This is a genomic window from Bacteroides sp., from assembly GCF_030151085.1.
GTDB lineage: Bacteria > Bacteroidota > Bacteroidia > Bacteroidales > Bacteroidaceae > Bacteroides.
The window spans coordinates 20,377-36,917 of record NZ_JASLER010000082.1; the positions used below are offsets into that span (position 1 = coordinate 20,377).

The following is a 16,541-nucleotide window of genomic DNA, read 5'->3' on the forward strand; positions in this document are numbered from 1 at the left end:
GTGTATGAACGATATATCAAGCGAAGCATTGATTTTGTAATAGTGCTTTGTGTTTTATTAGTTATCTGGCCTTTTTTGCTTGTAATATTTGTCTTGCTGCTTATTTTCAATGAAGGAGCAGGTGCCTTTTTTACTCAAGATCGTCCTGGATATAAGGGTAAAATATTTAAAATTATTAAGTTTAAAACAATGAATGAACGCAGAGGGGTAGATGGAAAGTTGCTTCCTGATGTTCAGCGAATCACAAAATTTGGTGGGATTGTCAGAAAGTTGAGTCTTGACGAATTACCACAGTTGTTTAATGTCCTGAAAGGTGATATGGCAATCATAGGTCCTCGTCCATTACTTGTACAATATTTGGCACTTTATAGTAAGGAACAGGCTCGCAGACATGATGCTCGTCCGGGAATTACGGGCTGGGCGCAGTGTAATGGTCGTAATAATATCAGTTGGATAAAGAAATTTGAGTTGGATGTTTGGTATGTAGACCATGTTTCATTTAAGTTGGACTGTGAAATTATTTGGAGAACTGTTATGAAGGTACTAAAACGTGCCGATATTGATAATGATACTGTAAGTGAAAAACAATATACAACACCTTTGTTTGATGGAACGAATTAGCCGGTATGAAGATTTGATAACTCCTTGTTTTATACTTAATACGGAGGAATTAGTTAGGAGTATCCATGGTTATCAGAACGCTTTGAATAATCTTTTCGAGAAATCAGTTATAGGTTATTCTGTGAAGACTAATTCTACACCCTATTGTTTGAAGTTGGCTGGTAAAGAGGAAGCTTATGCTGAAGTCGTTTCTTACGATGAGTACGAATTGGCCAAACTGTGCGGATTTGAGCAAGAACATATTATTTATAACGGCCCGATGAAGTCAAAGGAAACATTTCTCGATGCAGTGATGAGTGGGGCAATTGTAAACATTGAAACCAAAAGAGAGTTAGCTTGGCTCTATGAACTTCCACAAAATAAGATATTTAAAGTGGGTATTCGTTTAAATATTAATATTAGTCATATTTCTCCAGAGGATGCTGACGGGGATAACGATAATAGTCGCTTTGGTTTCTCGGATGATACTATGGAATTTGCGGATGCTATCGGTTTGATAGTATCTTTATCCAATGTGGTTCTTGACGGATTGCATATCCATAGGACAGCTCATAGCCGTAGCCTTCGTTTTTACAAAAAATCCATCAACTATGCCTGTGAAGTAATCAAGAAGTACGGTTTACAATTGAACTACATAGATGTGGGAGGCGGTTATTTCGGCATCTTTTCCGACAAACCCACTTTTCAGCAATATAGTGATACCTTTTATGAAGTACTGAGACAACATGGATTGGAGCGACTTTGTGTTATTGTGGAACCAGGGAATGCATTAGTGGCTTCATGCTATGATTTTCTTAGTGAGGTAATTGATGCGAAACGTGTCGAGAGTGAATGCTGGTTCATTACAACAGATGGTTCACGTAACGATATTGACCCATTTTTCAAGAAGTCGTCTTATTTGAATGAAGAATTATATCAGGTGGAAACGCCAGTGGTAAAAAAGCAGATTGTATCAGGGTGTACTTGTCTGGAGTATGACCGTCTGTACACACTCACAGATAGACCTTTATTGAGTGTGGGTGATAGAATTCATTATAAAAATGTAGGTGCTTATACCATGTGTCTCACTCCGATGTTCATCAGATATATACCTAATATTTACGTCAGGGAAATTGATGGTTATTCACTGATTAGGGAAAAGTGGACTGCCGAAGAATATATTCAGAAATCTAAAATTTGAACAAGATGGATAATATTTTATTTTGTAGTGTGGGGCGCAGAGCCACTCTACTAAAGGATTTTCGTTTATCGATGAATGGTTGTGGCAAGATTGTGGCCGTTGACCTTAGTCCTGTAGCTCCTGCTCTCTTTTATGCGGATGAAGCTTACTTGGTTCCTGGCATTGATGCCCCGGACTACTATGAGAAAGTACTTGATATCTGTGAAAAGAGTGATGTGAAAGCTATCACCACTTTGATTGATCCTGAAATTGAACTTTTAGCAAAGCATAGGGAAGACTTGCTTGCAAGAGGTATTTTGCCTTTGTGCCCTGCTGACTGGACTGCTCGTCTATGCTTCGATAAATATGAAATGTTTAAGTATCTTCATAAAAAAGGTGTGCGTACAGTGCTTACCTACGATTCGCTCGAAGGTTTGAAAGAAGGTTTGGAAAAGGGTGAAATTTCTTTCCCTGTATTTATGAAACCTGTCTCCGGAAGTGGTAGTGTGGGTATTGGCAAGGTTAATAATTGGGAAGAGGCAGAAGCTAAGTTCAATGATGGCAAGTTTGTTTATATTATTCAGGAACTGATGTCCGGTGGTGATTGTGATGCTGATGTCTATGTGGATTGTATTAGCCATAAGCCCGTGGCTGCTTTCAGCAAGAAAAAGATAGAAAGTCGTATAGGCGGTGCGAGTAAGACCATTTCTTTTAAAGATGAGAAACTCTTCAATTTCATCAAGGAGGTTTGTGTTGTGTTTGAGTTGAACGGTCCTTGTGACATGGATTTCTTTATAAAGGATGGTGAATACTATTTGTCAGAAATTAATCCTCGTTTCGGCGGTGCTTACCTTCATGCTTATGGCGCAGGTGTGGATTTTATCAAATTGATTCTGAACAATATTCATGGGTTAGAAAATGAGCCTGTTATTGGTCAGTACGATGAAGGCGTTATCATGATGATGTATGATGATGTGGTAATAACTCGCAAGAGTGAACTGATATCGGATAACTTTCCTTTGATCTAATTTTCAAAACAATCATGTCTGAAAGAAAAACAAATTACATCAGTCTCGCCTATGTGAGTAAGGAGGGTGTTGATTAGATATATTAGAAAGAGTTATTTGACATGAATTGGGTGGTATTTCAATATCCGAATATAAATTCTTTCCAAGAAGATTTGAAATACTTTGTTGGTGAGAGTGGAAAAATGATTGTACTCTCGTTTTTCCTGAAGGTATGGGGAGTACTTAAGTGGCTGTTTATACCACGTTATATTTCAAAAAGATAACAATCATATAAATAATTATGAATAATAGAATTTGGCTTTCGCTTGCCCACATGTCCGGTCGTGAGCAAGACTTTATAAAAGAGGCATTTGATACGAACTGGGTAGTACCTTTGGGTCCGAATGTTGATGCTTTTGAGAAATCTTTGGCAGACTATCTGAATAAAGACCGACATGTAGTCGCTTTAAGTGCTGGCACAGCCGCTCTTCATCTTGGTTTGATTCTGCTTGGTGTGAAATCAGGTGACGAGGTCATTTGTCAAAGTTTTACTTTTGCGGCTTCAGCCAATCCTATTTCCTACTTGGAAGCTAAACCGGTGTTTGTGGATAGTGAAGCGGATACTTGGAACATGGATCCGGTCTTACTGGAAGAGGCTATAAAAGACCGTTTGAGAAAGACGGGATGTGTACCTAAAGCTATTATCCCTGTTCATCTTTATGGGATGCCTGCCAAGATGAAAGAGATAATGGAGGTAGCTGGACGTTATGATATCCCTGTATTAGAAGATGCTGCCGAGGCTCTTGGTTCCGAACTTGGTGGACAGAAGTGTGGTACTTTTGGCGAATTGGCTGCTTTGTCTTTCAATGGTAATAAGATGATTACTACTTCGGGCGGTGGCGCTTTAATCTGCCGTACTGAGGAGGAAGCTAAACAGACTAAATTCTATGCTACTCAGGCACGTGATGCTGCTCCTCACTATCAGCATAGTCATATCGGTTATAACTACCGTATGAGTAATATTTGTGCCGGTATCGGTCGCGGGCAGATGTTCGTATTGGAAGAACATGTTGCGAGAAGACGTGCTATCCATGAATTGTATACAGAATGGCTGAAAGATGTTCCGGGGATCACGGTTATGCAGAATCCTGATGAACAAACCGCCTCTAATTTTTGGCTGACATGTATCTCAGTTGATCCCGACAAAGCCGGTAAGACACGTGAGGATATTCGTCTGAAACTGGATGCTGAAAATATAGAGACTCGTCCTTTGTGGAAACCCATGCACCTGCAACCTGTTTTCAAAGATGCCCCTTTCTACGGAAACGGAACAAGTGAGCAGTTGTTTGACATAGGTTTGTGTCTGCCTTCCGGTCCAACATTGACGGATGATGATATAAAGAGAGTAGTAGAGATAATAAGACAGACGATCTAATAGAAATATGCAACCATATCAGGTTGTTTTCCCCACATTCAGTGTTTGAGATTTTAAGTAATCTTAATCTGATTGTATTAGTAAAAATGTGTTGTAAGAGGATTCCTTGTGAAAGGCGTCCTCTTTTTGGTTAATAGTGGATGGGAGTTGTAATGTGCATTAAATCAATGCTATATAAACGAATCTCAGAAAACAGCTTTCATCGGGCTGTTTTCTTTGTTTATACCCGTATATATCCTCACCTTTGCATCGTTGATCAACGAAATGAGAATTAAAACAATGTTGAATTAAAAAGCAAAAGGAGAAAAATTATGCCTTTATTTTATTATCCGAGACAGTCGTCTATTGCGACTAAAGAAGGTGCTAAACTGTGGCACTTAAGTTTGAAAAAAGTAGGAAGAGCTGTTGATTTACAGATGCTGGCTGAAAGTATTGCTGAGAAGTCTTCATTAACCCCGGGTGATGTGCACAACGTTATTCGTAACTTGATGACTACCATGCGACTGCATTTATTGAATAGTCGTACAGTGCGATTGGATGGGTTGGGTACATTTACAATGAAAGCCCGTACTCGTGGTAAAGGAGTTGCAAAAGAGGAAGATGTAAATCCCAATCAGGTAACCGCTTTACGTTGCCAGTTTACCCCTGAATATACTCGTCCTGCTGCTATTGGTACTACCCGTTCTTTGTTACAAGGTGTAGAGTTTCAGAAGTGGACGGGAACGGTTTCGGATGGCAAAGATGATAATGGTGGTAACAGTGGTGGTTCCGGTGGGGATGAGAATGATAACCCACTGGGATAGGATGAACTAGTGCTGTTCAAAAAAGGGGGATGAGGAGTAAAATCTTCATCCCCCTTTTTTCCGTTCATGGGTCGAAATATGTCGTTCATTGTTGATTTCATGTCGTTCGGAAAATAATATTTTTTATATGCTACATTCTTTCTATATTTGAACAGAGCTAACAGTGAATAATGCTTGTGAAAACAGGCTATGAAAAGCAAATAAATATAATACAGATGAAAATATGATTTCTCTGATACTATCGACTTACGCCAAACTCATGGAGCAATATATGGCTTCTTTCTTTCACCAGCCGGAAGGGTTGGTAGAAGTGGGTGCTATTGCTACGCAGGGAGAAGAAGAGCCTTGTAAGATTTTGGTATCACTGTTGAGTATAGAGCGTGAATCTACTCAGGGAATATCGAATTCTGTAGCTAGTGCCTCCGGACATTTTGCTACAATTTCGTCTCCTCCTGTATATGCAAATCTGAATATAGTTATTGCGGCGGTATTCAGTGATAAAAGATATAAGGAAGGACTTTCCTTCCTTTCACAAGCCATCACATTTATGCAAACGACTTCCTCATTTATGGTGAATGGCAACAAATATACGATTGAACTTCTTTCACCTACCTTGCAGGATCAAAGTAACATTTGGACACAGTTAGGAGGAAAGTATTATCCGTCAGTGGTCTGTAAAATCAGAAGATTGACGTTTGACTCGGATGAAGTGAAACGTGCAGCTATTGAAGTTTCTGGAAGTCAAAATAATATAGGACGTATATGACACAGTTTAGAGAAATTTGGCGTTTGAAAATCAAACATGATTTCTACAGGGATGGTAATTGCCGTGGGTTAAAGTATAGTTTGTCTCAGAAGTCAGATTTGTTGTTACGAAGACGTGGAAGTAGATTGATACAAACCGGGGGTTCGGAATGGTTACTTATCGCTTTTGGTGATGATATATTTGAAGATTCGGATCAGTTGGAACTGGATTTTATGTGTGAAGATAATAATCTGATTTATAATACAGAATGGGATTGGCAGGCAAATGGTACATGTCGGCAGATACAGGTTGGTGTAAATGATGATGTACATATTGATATGAGAACACTACCAGGCAAGAAAGTCGATTCTAAACGAAATGTTTTTTTCCAAATGGTAGTTTCGTTGCATGGGATAAATAGCCAAAGAACTTCTATTACCGAGTTGGATTTTACAGCTAAAAGTTATTATTGGGAATATTGGTTGATTCCACGTGACGGAAATATAAGCCGGAGTTTAGAGCTTGAAATAAAAGATAATGATAAAGAAATAGAGTGTCGTCGGTGTGACGATTCCAGTAACCCCATGAATATATCGTTAGTAAAATTCCGGACATCTGTCCCACTTAAGTCGCAAGAATATGGTTTAGAAAGAGTTTCGTTGTATGAACTATTACCTTCCGGAATAAGAAGACCACTTTTGCGTTCTTTGCCTTTGCCGATTCCTGGTCGCTTTCCTTTTAATAAGGAGGATAAAGATTCGACACTGTCTATAGCATACTTTTAAAGTGATAAATATGATTTTCCTAATTAATAATTAAATCTTATTTGCTTATGGGAACAATGAAAACACCCGGCGTTTATATCGTAGAGAAAAACGCATTCCCTAATTCGGCAGTAGAAGTTGCTACCGCAGTACCCGCATTTATTGGCTATACGGAGAGAGCTGTGAATGGTAATGTTTCTTTGCTTAACAAGCCTTTCCGCATTACTTCTATGGCGGAATATCATGCTTATTTTGGAGGAGCTCCAACTCCTATGTTTGCTTTGCCGGATGCCGTGGAAGGCGAAGAGCCTACTTTGATCTGCGGTGAAAAAAAGGTAATGGTTAAGCAGACCAGTGTACCTTTCACGCTTTACTATCAGATGCTGATGTTCTTTGCGAATGGCGGCGGTCCGTGCTATATCGTTTCTGTAGGCGATTATAGGGCGGAAGAACTTAATGCGAATGCTTTTAAGGCAGGTATTGAAACGCTTCTGAAAGAACAAGAACCTACGATGGTACTGTGTCCCGAGGCTGTTGGTATTCAGGATAAAGAATTGTGTTACAGCGTTCAGACTGCTATGCTGAGCCACTGTGGTTACAAGATGCGCAATCGTGTGAGTATTCTTGATGTGTTTGATGGCTACAAGGACAGACGTGATCCGTCTGGTGATGTAGTAAATGAATTCCGTGAAAAGATTGGCAGTTCGTTCCTTGATTTTGGTGCTGCTTACTATCCTTGGGTCAATACTTCCATTGTGCAAGACCGTGATCTTTCTTTCCTCAATTTCGATGCTGAATTGCTGAAGGCTTTGTTGAATGAAGAGTTGAAAAAACAGCCTGAAGAAAAACAACCGCTTATACAGGAACAGATTGACCTGATAGGTACAGAGTTGGATGTCGTTGGTCAGGATACGTTGAATAAGACTCTTCTTCAGATTTCTCCGGTTTACAATGCTGCACTGAAAGAGATGAAACGTATGCTGAATCTTTTACCTCCCTCTGCTGCTATGGCAGGTATTTATACAATGGTGGATAATACCCGTGGTGTATGGAAAGCTCCTGCTAATGTCTCTGTAAGTTCGGTTATTTCTCCGGCAGTAAACATTACTCATGATGAACAGGAAGATTTGAATGTACCTTTGAGCGGTAAGGCTATTAATGCTATCCGTACTTTTGTGGGTGAAGGTATTAAGGTTTGGGGAGCTCGTACTTTGGACGGAAACTCTCTTGATTGGAGGTATATCAATGTACGTCGTACTATGATTATGCTTGAAGAGTCAGTAAAGAATGCTGCTCGTGCATACGTGTTTGATCCAAACGTTGCAGGTACCTGGATTAATATCAAGAGCATGATTCAGAACTTCTTGAATGGAATTTGGAAACGTGGTGGACTTGCCGGTGCTACTCCTGATGATGCTTTTAGTGTACATGTAGGACTGGGCGATACGATGACTCCCGAAGATATTTTGGAAGGAATATTGCGGGTAACAGTGTTGGTTGCTATAGTACGTCCGGCAGAGTTTATTGAGATTACTTTCCAGCAGCAGATGCAAAAGAGCTAAGATGATTAATAATTAATAATTGAAAATTATGGCAGGAGAAAAACAAGATAACGTATGGCCATTGCCGGCGTTTTATTTTAAAGTAGAGATTGGCAGTTTAGGTGAAATAGCTTTCAAGGAAGTTTCAGGTTTGGATGCTGAAGCACAGATTATAGAATATCGTCATGGAAACAGCCCGCAATTTTCAACGATTAAGATGCCGGGCATCAAGAAATATAGCAATATACAGTTGAAGAAAGGGGTATTTGCAAAGGATAATAAATTATTTGATTGGTTTAATACAATTAAATTGAATACTATCCAGCGTGAAGCGGTTACTATCAGTTTGCTCGATGAAGAAGGAAATCCAACTATGGTATGGAAACTGGCTAATGCATGGCCGACAAAGGTGACTGGTGTTAGTTTGAAATCGGATGGAAACGAAGTTGCCGTTGAGCAGTTGGATATGGCTCATGAGGGATTAGTAATTGAGAATGCTTAATTTATTTGTAACAATTAGTATATTTATATTATGGAGTTTGATCATTTTACACCCCCACCTGTATCATTTTATTTCCAATTAGAATTTGTAGGCCCTTTGAAAATCAATGATATGGCTTTTTTGGAAGTTTCCGGTTTGACAATGGAACTTGAAACACAAGAAATAGATATGGGAGGAGGTAATAAAAGAGTTGTTCCTGTGCGCCAGAAGCATGGAAATTTGGTTTGTAAGCGTCCTTTGCATGGGGTTTTTATGAGCGAATTATCTTCGTGGGTTAATATGACCATGAGAGGAGGGGTAGATTCTGAAATTATTCCATGTGATTTGATGGTTAAGTTGCTTAATCCTGATGGAAATCCTGAATGTGCATGGTTTATTAAAAGTGCTTATCCGGTGAAATGGGATATTGCAGGATTTGACTCTAAGAAGAATGACGTGGCTTTGGAAACTATTGAATTTGCGTATGATACTAATAGACGAGTGATGTAGGATATGCCAATTGTCATAAAAGAAGTAATGGTAAAGACCACTGTGGAGCGTAAAACTCTACAGTGGTTACAATCTTCTGAGGAAATTCTGAAGGTCTTGAAAGAGGAAATACTTGCTGAACTGGGTGAAAATAACTGGGTACAGCATACAAGAAAAAACAAAAAAGACAGATAAAATGTACTATAGCTTATGGCAGGACTGAAAAAACTGGAAATAATAGCCTATGAAGACAAGGGTTTCTCGTCAAAGACAGGAAATACTTTTACTGTGATGGTAAATCCAGGTAACTATGATGAAAATAAGCAAATTGAGTACGATGAGAAAAAGGCTATGGATGGTGGCAATATGCCTGCTTACAAAGGATATAAGGATGAAGATCTTAAGTTTGAATTTACACTGGATACTACCGGAGTACTTATTGACTGGATGAATGTTCCGAACGCTAATGAACTAAAACCATTATCGGAAACGATTAAAAAACTTGAAACTACAGTTTATACTTATGTAGGAGATGCACACGAACCTCCTTATCTAAGTGTGGCGTGGGGAACGCTGAATTACAAAGGACGATTAAAAAGCATGAATATCAATTATCAGCTTTTTGATACCGAGGGTGAACCTCTGCGGGCAAAGATCACTCTGAGTATGCTGAAATATATTGATGAGGCTACGCAGAACAGGTTAAAAAATAAAAGTTCTCCTGACCTTTCCCATCTGGTGACTGTGAAGGATGGTGATACTTTGCCAGCCCTTTGTCAGCGGATATACAAAAGTGCAGCTTACTGTGCAGAAGTAGCGCGTGTAAACGGATTGACTGGTTTTCGTCATCTGACTCCGGGTACACAATTACTATTTCCACCATTGTCTAATAATTAAATAATACTAGGAATAAGATGGCAGATTCTCCAAATTCAAATATGGGTCGATTGGTGACTTTCACTATTTACAGTAATGGGAAAAAAGTAAGTGATACCTATCAGTTTCGCTCGATAGAGGTACATCGGGAAATAAATCGTATAGGGAGTGCTCTCTTGAAAGTGATAGCAGGCGATATGCCACATGCTAATGTACCGGAAAGCGAGTCGGATGATTTTAAACCCGGTCAGCAGATTAAGATAGAGCTGGGGTATGAAGCGACTAACCAACAAGTTTTTGATGGTATCGTTGTATCACAAAAGATTTCAATTCCTGCTAATGATAATATTTCACCTGTCTTGGTTGTAGAGTGCAGGGATGAAGCTATAAAGGCTACTGTTGCCAGAAAGAATAAAGTGTTTGAAGATAAAACAGATAACCAGGCTGTATCTGCTGCTTTGGGTGAATGCGGATTGTCTGTCAGCATGGATGGTACAAATATAGTCCATACTAAATTAGTACAATATTATTGTACGGATTGGGATTTCGCTTTATCGCGCGCTGATGTGTATGGGATGCTGGTGACGACGGACGGAGCCAAAGTAACGATTCAGAGACCTAAAGCATCAGCAGGTCCTGTTCTGACCGTGAAATATGGAACAGATTTACTATCGTTTGACGGTGAAGTATATGCAGAAGATCAGTTCAATACAGTCGAAAGCGTAGGCTGGAACCCTGTAGATCAGAAGGCTGTTTCTGCAAGTTCTTCTCCGGCATCTCTTAATTCTCAGGGAAATTTGACTCCCGGAAATCTTTCGTCGGCTGCAGGTACTGATACTGTAACCTTGCAAACTGATTCTTTATCGGATGCAAAAATTTTGAAAGAATGGGCGGATTCTACTTTATTGAAGACGGGATTGTCACGTTTCAGAGGTTCATTCTCTTTTTGTGGAAATGCAGCAGCTGTACCAGGATGTACTATAGAACTGCAAGGTTTGGGATCTCGTTTTAATGGAAATGCATTTGCAGGTGCGGTAACCCACCGCGTAGCGGATGGAGCATGGATTACAGAAGTGGAGATGGGGATTTCTCCGATGAATATTACTCAGCAGCCTGATGTGGTAGCTCCTCCGGCTTCCGGATTATACCCGGGAATAGAGGGACTTCATATAGGTATTGTAGAGGCTTTGGCAGGAGATCCGGATTCAGGTAGCCGTATCAAGGTACAGATTCCATTGTTGAATACAAAGCCGGATACGGTTTGGGCACGACTTTCACAGTTTGCTGCTTCGAATGGGGTTGGAAGTTTTTTTATTCCTTCGGTAGGAGATGAAGTGATTCTTGGTTTCTTGAATAATGATCCTAATAATGCCATTATCCTGGGGTGTCTGTATAGTGCGAAGCGTGTTCCTCCTTACGAGATAACAGATGATAATTATAAGCGTGCTTTCATTTCTCCGGAAAAGTTGAAAATAGAGTTGGACGATGAAAAGAAAGTTATCACAATTATTACTCCTGCCAAGAATTCGATTGTGATAGATGATGATGGTAAGACTATTGTGTTAAAAGACCAGAACAAGAATCAGATTGTGATGGGTGAAAATGGTATTCAGATAACTTCTGATAAAGATATAACACTAAAAGCCAAAGGTAATATATCCTTGGATGCCAAAGGTAAAGTGGGAATAAAAGCTACCCAGGATACTACAGTTGAAGGAATGAATGTAACAGCAAAAGCACAAACCTCCTTGAAACTGACAGGCAGTGCTTCCGCAGAACTTTCAGCTTCCGGACAAACTACGGTGAAGGGGGCGATGGTCATGATAAATTGAGAATGAATAACAGAATAATAACTAATAAAAATAATATATATGCCTCCAGCAGCAAGATTAACAGATATGCACAGTTGTCCCATGCAGACACCTGCTTGGCCATCTCCGATACCTCATGTAGGAGGTCCTGTTATAGGACCGGGTGCACCAACAGTACTAATCGGTAAGATGCCAGCCGCAGTGATGGGTGATAGTTGTGTTTGCGTGGGTCCTCCCGACACTATTATTAAAGGGTCTGCAACCGTGATGATCTGTGGTAAACCGGCTGCTAGGATGGGAGATATAACAGCGCATGGTGGTTCTATTGTAGCCGGTTGTCCAACTGTTCAAATTGGAGGATAATGGAATGAGTGAAGAAAAAGATGATTCTTTCTTAGGTTGTGGCTGGGCATTTCCGGTCGATTTTGGTGGAGGAGTAAATCCGACTCTAATGGTGACTAAGGAAGAAGATATTAAGCAGAGTCTGCAAATAATCCTCTCTACCCGTATAGGGGAAAGGATTATGCGTCCTGAATTTGGCACTGACTTGCACAACATGGTATATCATAATATGGACTTGACAGCACGTACGCAACTTCGTGCCGCTATTGAGAAGGCGATTCTATATTGGGAACCGCGTATTATGTTGACCAATGTAACGTTTGATATGAGTGAAAATGGAAACGGAATAGTATATATTTTATTGGAATATACCATACGTCAGACAAATGCACGTGCTAACATGGTATATCCATTCTATTATGAGGAACATTTCTGAATCGGATGGATTGAGCAGGGAGAGGCGGCTAGAGAGGGCTTTGGCGCCTGTCACCCTGGCGGTATTGGAAGAGCGTTTTCCGATATTGCTTGCACGTGCACTCAGCCAGTCGGATTTTTCTTCTATTTTTAAATTTCAGCCGCTTGTCGTTTTGCTTGAAATAGAACTATTTGATACGGATGCGGCTGAGAAAACTTTTATGGAATATTCTACAGCGGAGAAGTTTGTTCCGGCAGTTTATGAACTGACTTCGCAAATGGATGATTGGTGTAGAAGACTGGAATATGCTTGCCTGTCTGGGAAGCAACTCACTCTTTTGAAAGATTTGTCCGGTCAGATAGCTACTAATATCAGTCCGATGTTCAGTACTTTTTATAAGCAGTATGGCAATTATCCAGGTGAACCTCCCCGGCAGATATGGTTGGTTGCCGGAAAAAGAAACAGGGAAGAAAACAAGTCGGATGATTTTTCCCGACGTTTTTATTTATTGTTGTTGGCATCTGTTCGTTTACTACAGTCCAAATGTGAATTGTATAGAGAGGAAATCTATTCTTCCGGTAAAATGGATCCTTCTTTAGCTGTTATTGTAGCTTTTCTGCATAATTACGGAGAGATTGCTGGTAGTTTCAATATGCGTTGGAGAGCACTTCCGATGTTTTATCTGAACGAGATTCTGAAAGCTGTACGAAAGAAGCAGTTTGACGGTATTACTTGGTTGACTTTTGAGAGTACGCCAGTAGGAACAGGTACTGTTCTGCATCGGGATACTTATTTGAAGGCAGATAAAGACAAATTGGCTTCAGGGTATAAATTGTTGTCGGATGTAAGATTAACGCAAATGTCGCTTGCCGAAATGGCGGTTGTGGTGGTTGAAAAGAATAAAGAACGTTATCCCGAGGCAGCTTTGGAATATGTCACAGCTGTAAAGCAAAGAGTAGTACCGAATAAAACATACTCTTCCGTACCGATCGGATTTTGTCTGCATTCGGCAATGCTGTTGTTGGGTGAAGGGAAACGTGAAGTAAACGTATTGTTTTCTCTGACATCCGATTCATTGATTTTTATGGATGATACCATTGCACAGGTTGCTCGGATACAGGAAATTAGTCGGGATGAAGCTTTGTTTAAAATGCTTCATGATGCTTTCTATCTTTGGGTCAGTACGTCAGAGGGATGGCAGTCTATAGAAAATTTCTATCTCCGTTTTGAGGAAGATGAAGGCCTTAGATTGGTTTTCAGGTTGGATGAGGATTTTCCGTCTGTTTCCCCCTTGGAAGGAGAACTGGAACCTTCGATGCGATTGTTAGTGAACTCTACGGCTTGGTTGTTTCCATATTCATGGGCACGTAAGATGTATATTAAGTCGGTGAAGATAAATGTTTCCGTTCAAGGATTACGTCATTTCCAAGTATATAATGATTTAGGAAGTATAGATATTCACCAGGCTTTTGCTCCTTTCGGAACTGCGGGAGAAAAGGGAGCATGGTTTGCTTTCGGATGTTATGAAATGGCCTGTAAAGCGGTGAAAACGGTTGACTTCAACTTTAATTGGCAGCATTTACCTACTTGTAATGGTGGTTTGGAGGAGTATTACAGGACGTATAATAAATCTATAGATAATCGTTCATTTAAAGGCCGGATCGATCAACTTCGCAGTAGAGGATGGAAGCCTTTGGCTGATTCCGATCTACTTTATCTGTTCCGTACATCTCCTGAGTCGGTGCCACAGAAAGATGAGCCTTTGGTAGAACATGTAGAAATGCACTTTTCTGTTTCGGAGAACTCTGTTTTGCCTTTGGGGATGGCTGATAAATTCCATTTGTCAAATGTGCGTTCCGGCTTTTATCGTTTGATGTTGACTGAACCTGATATGGGATTCGGGATGTACGAATATCATCGTTTGTTTGCAGAAACAATGATGTATAACAGTCGTGCGCGGCGCAAGAAACCATTGCCGGAAGTTCCTCTGTCTTTATCGATGGATACATCCCAACTGGGATATGTGGCAGAAGAGGAGTGCTTTTTTAATGTAGGGAATACCTCTGAAATCCGTTTTTCGCATATTCGTCCGTTATCCAATCAAAATAATTCATATTCAGACAATAGCCATCCCATTGCTATGCTGGATGGACCGGAGGACGAAGGTAATTTGCTAATAGGTATCAAAGGAGCTATCGGAGAGAATCTGATACGGATGTATCTGGAAATGGAGTTATTGCAGCGGGAGATAGATCATGATTTTCTACCCCATACTGACTGGTACTATCGGGATGCTTCTTGTTGGGTTCAGATGGATGCAATCAATGTACTTCGTGACGATACGGGGGGATTAATGCATAGCGGAGCGGTTGTATTGCAGTTACCTTTCCGTGTAACCCCTGAGATGACCGATTCTGAAGAAATATTCTGGCTTTGTGTGGGTGTACATTCGCATTTGGATAATTGTTCTACCCTACGATCTATCTATTTGAATGTTGCAGAAGTAAAACCGGAAATGACTGAAGGAGTTAAATTATCCGTTCCGGGTCTGGTAGGATATGAGAGGATCGCTCCTCTTGTGGGGACTCGATCGGAAGAGGATATAGCAGAAGTACGTACCCGCATGAGTGAACGTGTGGCGCATCGGAATCGTTTATTGCTCTCTGATGAATACGAACAAATGGTGTTGCAGGAGTTTCCGGATATAGTAAAGGTTAAATGTTTTCCGGGTATGGATGCCAAACGGCAGAATAGAAGTTCTTTAGTGACTTTGGCTGTGATACACACCCGTAGTGGAGATACATATCCTTTGTGTACGGATGAATTGTTGTGCCGTGTGGAGGAACATCTCCGACAATATACTTCTCCTTTTGTCAAGGTTGATGTGATTAACCCTGTTTACGAAGAAGTTACTGTGTTTTGTGGAGTTAGTTTGAAAGTTGGTGAAGCTGCGGGGACTGCAATACAGGAAGTTCACGAAGGATTGAGAGATTGTATAGAACCTTGGAATAAGATAGGAGAAACCCCCGTCTTTGGCTATTCATTCTCTATGCGTGATTTGCAAAGTCGGATTAAAGAAAGTAAAGGGGTTAGCACCATACATGGAATAAAGTTGTTACAGGTCGTCTTCGAGGATGGAGGGAGGTATGACCTTCGGGAGTATATATCAACAGATGAAGAAGAGTTGGTTATTGCTCCTTCCGTGCCTTGGGCAATATTAGTTCCCGCTTCCAGACATTATGTGAAACTTGTGTCGGAAGGTGAGTGGCGCAAAGAGATAGAGATTGGTGATTTTGAAATAGATAATACGTTTGTGATAAAATAGCGGATATGGCAAAAACGAATCGCAGAACCTTAAAGGAGTATTTCGGTAAAGGGAAAAAGCCCGATAGCGGACAATTTGCCGATTTGATAGACTCGATGCTGAATATCGTGGATGATGGCTTCAATAAGTCGGCAGAGAGGGGATTGCAGCTTTCTCCGCTGGATGATGAAGGGGCAGTTATGGAGATTCGCCAGAATATACTGGATAATGAACCGGCATGGATCGTGGCATTGGGCAAAGGTGGCGAACTGAATATACATCGTGGACTAGATGAAGAGCCTGCGGTAAGTCTTTTTCAAGATGGAAAGATTGTATTAGGTACGAAAGATAAAATAGAACTTGAAATAAAGGGTACCGTTCGTGCGGATAGCTTTATTGGAAATTATTTGAAAGGAAAAGTACCTGCGAATGGGCAGTGGCAGAATATCGGTGAATTGGAATATAGTTGTATGGGATATCAAATTGAAGCAGCTTGCGGACTGAAAGGTAAAGGCCGTTATGCGCTGGCAGAGGCGACCGCCATACATTGTTTTGGTAAGCATCCTAGGATCCGTTCAAGTCATTCCTGGTTTGGCAGTCGTTTTAACAGAATACAATTTCGTTGGTATAGCGAAGGATTGAATTCCTGCTTACAAGTGCGTACCCGTTCGGATTACGGTGAAGATGTATGGGTTCATTATTGCATCAAACGACTGTTCGACATGGATTTTGTTTCTCGATAAGTAAG

At 40.5% G+C, this 16,541-nt stretch carries 16 protein-coding genes; all 16 read left to right on the forward strand.

Features of this window, described 5'->3' with window-relative positions; genetic code table 11:
• The 16 genes from Q1W14_RS16505 to Q1W14_RS16580 all read left to right on the forward strand — a co-directional run bounded on the left by Q1W14_RS16505 (nucleotide 1) and on the right by Q1W14_RS16580 (nucleotide 16,536).
• On the forward strand, nucleotides 1–621 hold the full coding sequence (locus Q1W14_RS16505; protein WP_300703461.1) for a sugar transferase: 621 nt from the start codon (nucleotides 1–3) through the stop codon (nucleotides 619–621).
• The gene (locus Q1W14_RS16510; protein ID WP_300703398.1) at nucleotides 608–1,801 is read left to right on the forward strand and encodes a diaminopimelate decarboxylase; all 1,194 of its coding nucleotides are present in this window, start codon (nucleotides 608–610) and stop codon (nucleotides 1,799–1,801) included. Before Q1W14_RS16505 ends, Q1W14_RS16510 begins: the two co-directional genes overlap by 14 nt.
• A gap of 5 nt (nucleotides 1,802–1,806) precedes the next feature.
• A complete protein-coding gene (locus Q1W14_RS16515) occupies nucleotides 1,807–2,808 on the forward strand; it encodes an ATP-grasp domain-containing protein (RefSeq protein WP_300703401.1) in 1,002 nt (333 codons plus the stop codon).
• Between the two features lie 280 nt (nucleotides 2,809–3,088).
• The gene (locus tag Q1W14_RS16520; protein ID WP_300703404.1) at nucleotides 3,089–4,222 is read left to right on the forward strand and encodes an aminotransferase class I/II-fold pyridoxal phosphate-dependent enzyme; all 1,134 of its coding nucleotides are present in this window, start codon (nucleotides 3,089–3,091) and stop codon (nucleotides 4,220–4,222) included.
• A gap of 311 nt (nucleotides 4,223–4,533) precedes the next feature.
• Complete coding sequence (locus tag Q1W14_RS16525; RefSeq protein ID WP_300703407.1) at nucleotides 4,534–5,025, forward strand: HU family DNA-binding protein; 492 nt, start codon at nucleotides 4,534–4,536, stop codon at nucleotides 5,023–5,025.
• 223 nt (nucleotides 5,026–5,248) lie between these two features.
• Nucleotides 5,249–5,791: a Pvc16 family protein gene (locus tag Q1W14_RS16530; RefSeq protein WP_300703410.1), complete on the forward strand. Its 543-nt coding sequence runs from the start codon at nucleotides 5,249–5,251 to the stop codon at nucleotides 5,789–5,791.
• Nucleotides 5,788–6,555, forward strand: a complete 768-nt coding sequence (locus Q1W14_RS16535; protein WP_300703413.1) for a hypothetical protein — start codon at nucleotides 5,788–5,790, stop codon at nucleotides 6,553–6,555. The genes Q1W14_RS16530 and Q1W14_RS16535 overlap by 4 nt, the downstream gene beginning before the upstream one ends.
• A 47-nt stretch (nucleotides 6,556–6,602) precedes the next feature.
• A complete protein-coding gene (locus Q1W14_RS16540) occupies nucleotides 6,603–8,096 on the forward strand; it encodes a phage tail sheath C-terminal domain-containing protein (protein ID WP_300703415.1) in 1,494 nt (497 codons plus the stop codon).
• Between the two features lie 28 nt (nucleotides 8,097–8,124).
• Nucleotides 8,125–8,577: a phage tail protein gene (locus Q1W14_RS16545; protein WP_300703417.1), complete on the forward strand. Its 453-nt coding sequence runs from the start codon at nucleotides 8,125–8,127 to the stop codon at nucleotides 8,575–8,577.
• Between the two features lie 30 nt (nucleotides 8,578–8,607).
• A complete protein-coding gene (locus tag Q1W14_RS16550) occupies nucleotides 8,608–9,066 on the forward strand; it encodes a phage tail protein (protein ID WP_300703419.1) in 459 nt (152 codons plus the stop codon).
• Nucleotides 9,067–9,255: 189 nt separating this feature from the next.
• Complete coding sequence (locus Q1W14_RS16555) at nucleotides 9,256–9,942, forward strand: hypothetical protein (RefSeq protein ID WP_300703420.1); 687 nt, start codon at nucleotides 9,256–9,258, stop codon at nucleotides 9,940–9,942.
• A gap of 17 nt (nucleotides 9,943–9,959) precedes the next feature.
• A complete protein-coding gene (gene vgrG / locus Q1W14_RS16560; protein ID WP_300703422.1) occupies nucleotides 9,960–11,753 on the forward strand; it encodes a type VI secretion system tip protein VgrG in 1,794 nt (597 codons plus the stop codon).
• A 39-nt stretch (nucleotides 11,754–11,792) separates the two neighbouring features.
• Nucleotides 11,793–12,095, forward strand: a complete 303-nt coding sequence (locus Q1W14_RS16565) for a PAAR domain-containing protein (RefSeq protein WP_300703425.1) — start codon at nucleotides 11,793–11,795, stop codon at nucleotides 12,093–12,095.
• 4 nt (nucleotides 12,096–12,099) lie between these two features.
• A complete protein-coding gene (locus Q1W14_RS16570) occupies nucleotides 12,100–12,510 on the forward strand; it encodes a GPW/gp25 family protein (RefSeq protein ID WP_300703427.1) in 411 nt (136 codons plus the stop codon).
• Nucleotides 12,494–15,814 carry a hypothetical protein gene (locus Q1W14_RS16575; protein WP_300703430.1) on the forward strand — a complete coding sequence of 1,107 codons (3,321 nt, stop codon included), beginning with the start codon at nucleotides 12,494–12,496 and terminating at the stop codon, nucleotides 15,812–15,814. The genes Q1W14_RS16570 and Q1W14_RS16575 overlap by 17 nt, the downstream gene beginning before the upstream one ends.
• 5 nt (nucleotides 15,815–15,819) lie before the next feature.
• A complete protein-coding gene (locus Q1W14_RS16580; protein ID WP_300703432.1) occupies nucleotides 15,820–16,536 on the forward strand; it encodes a hypothetical protein in 717 nt (238 codons plus the stop codon).
• Nucleotides 16,537–16,541: the final 5 nt, after the last annotated feature.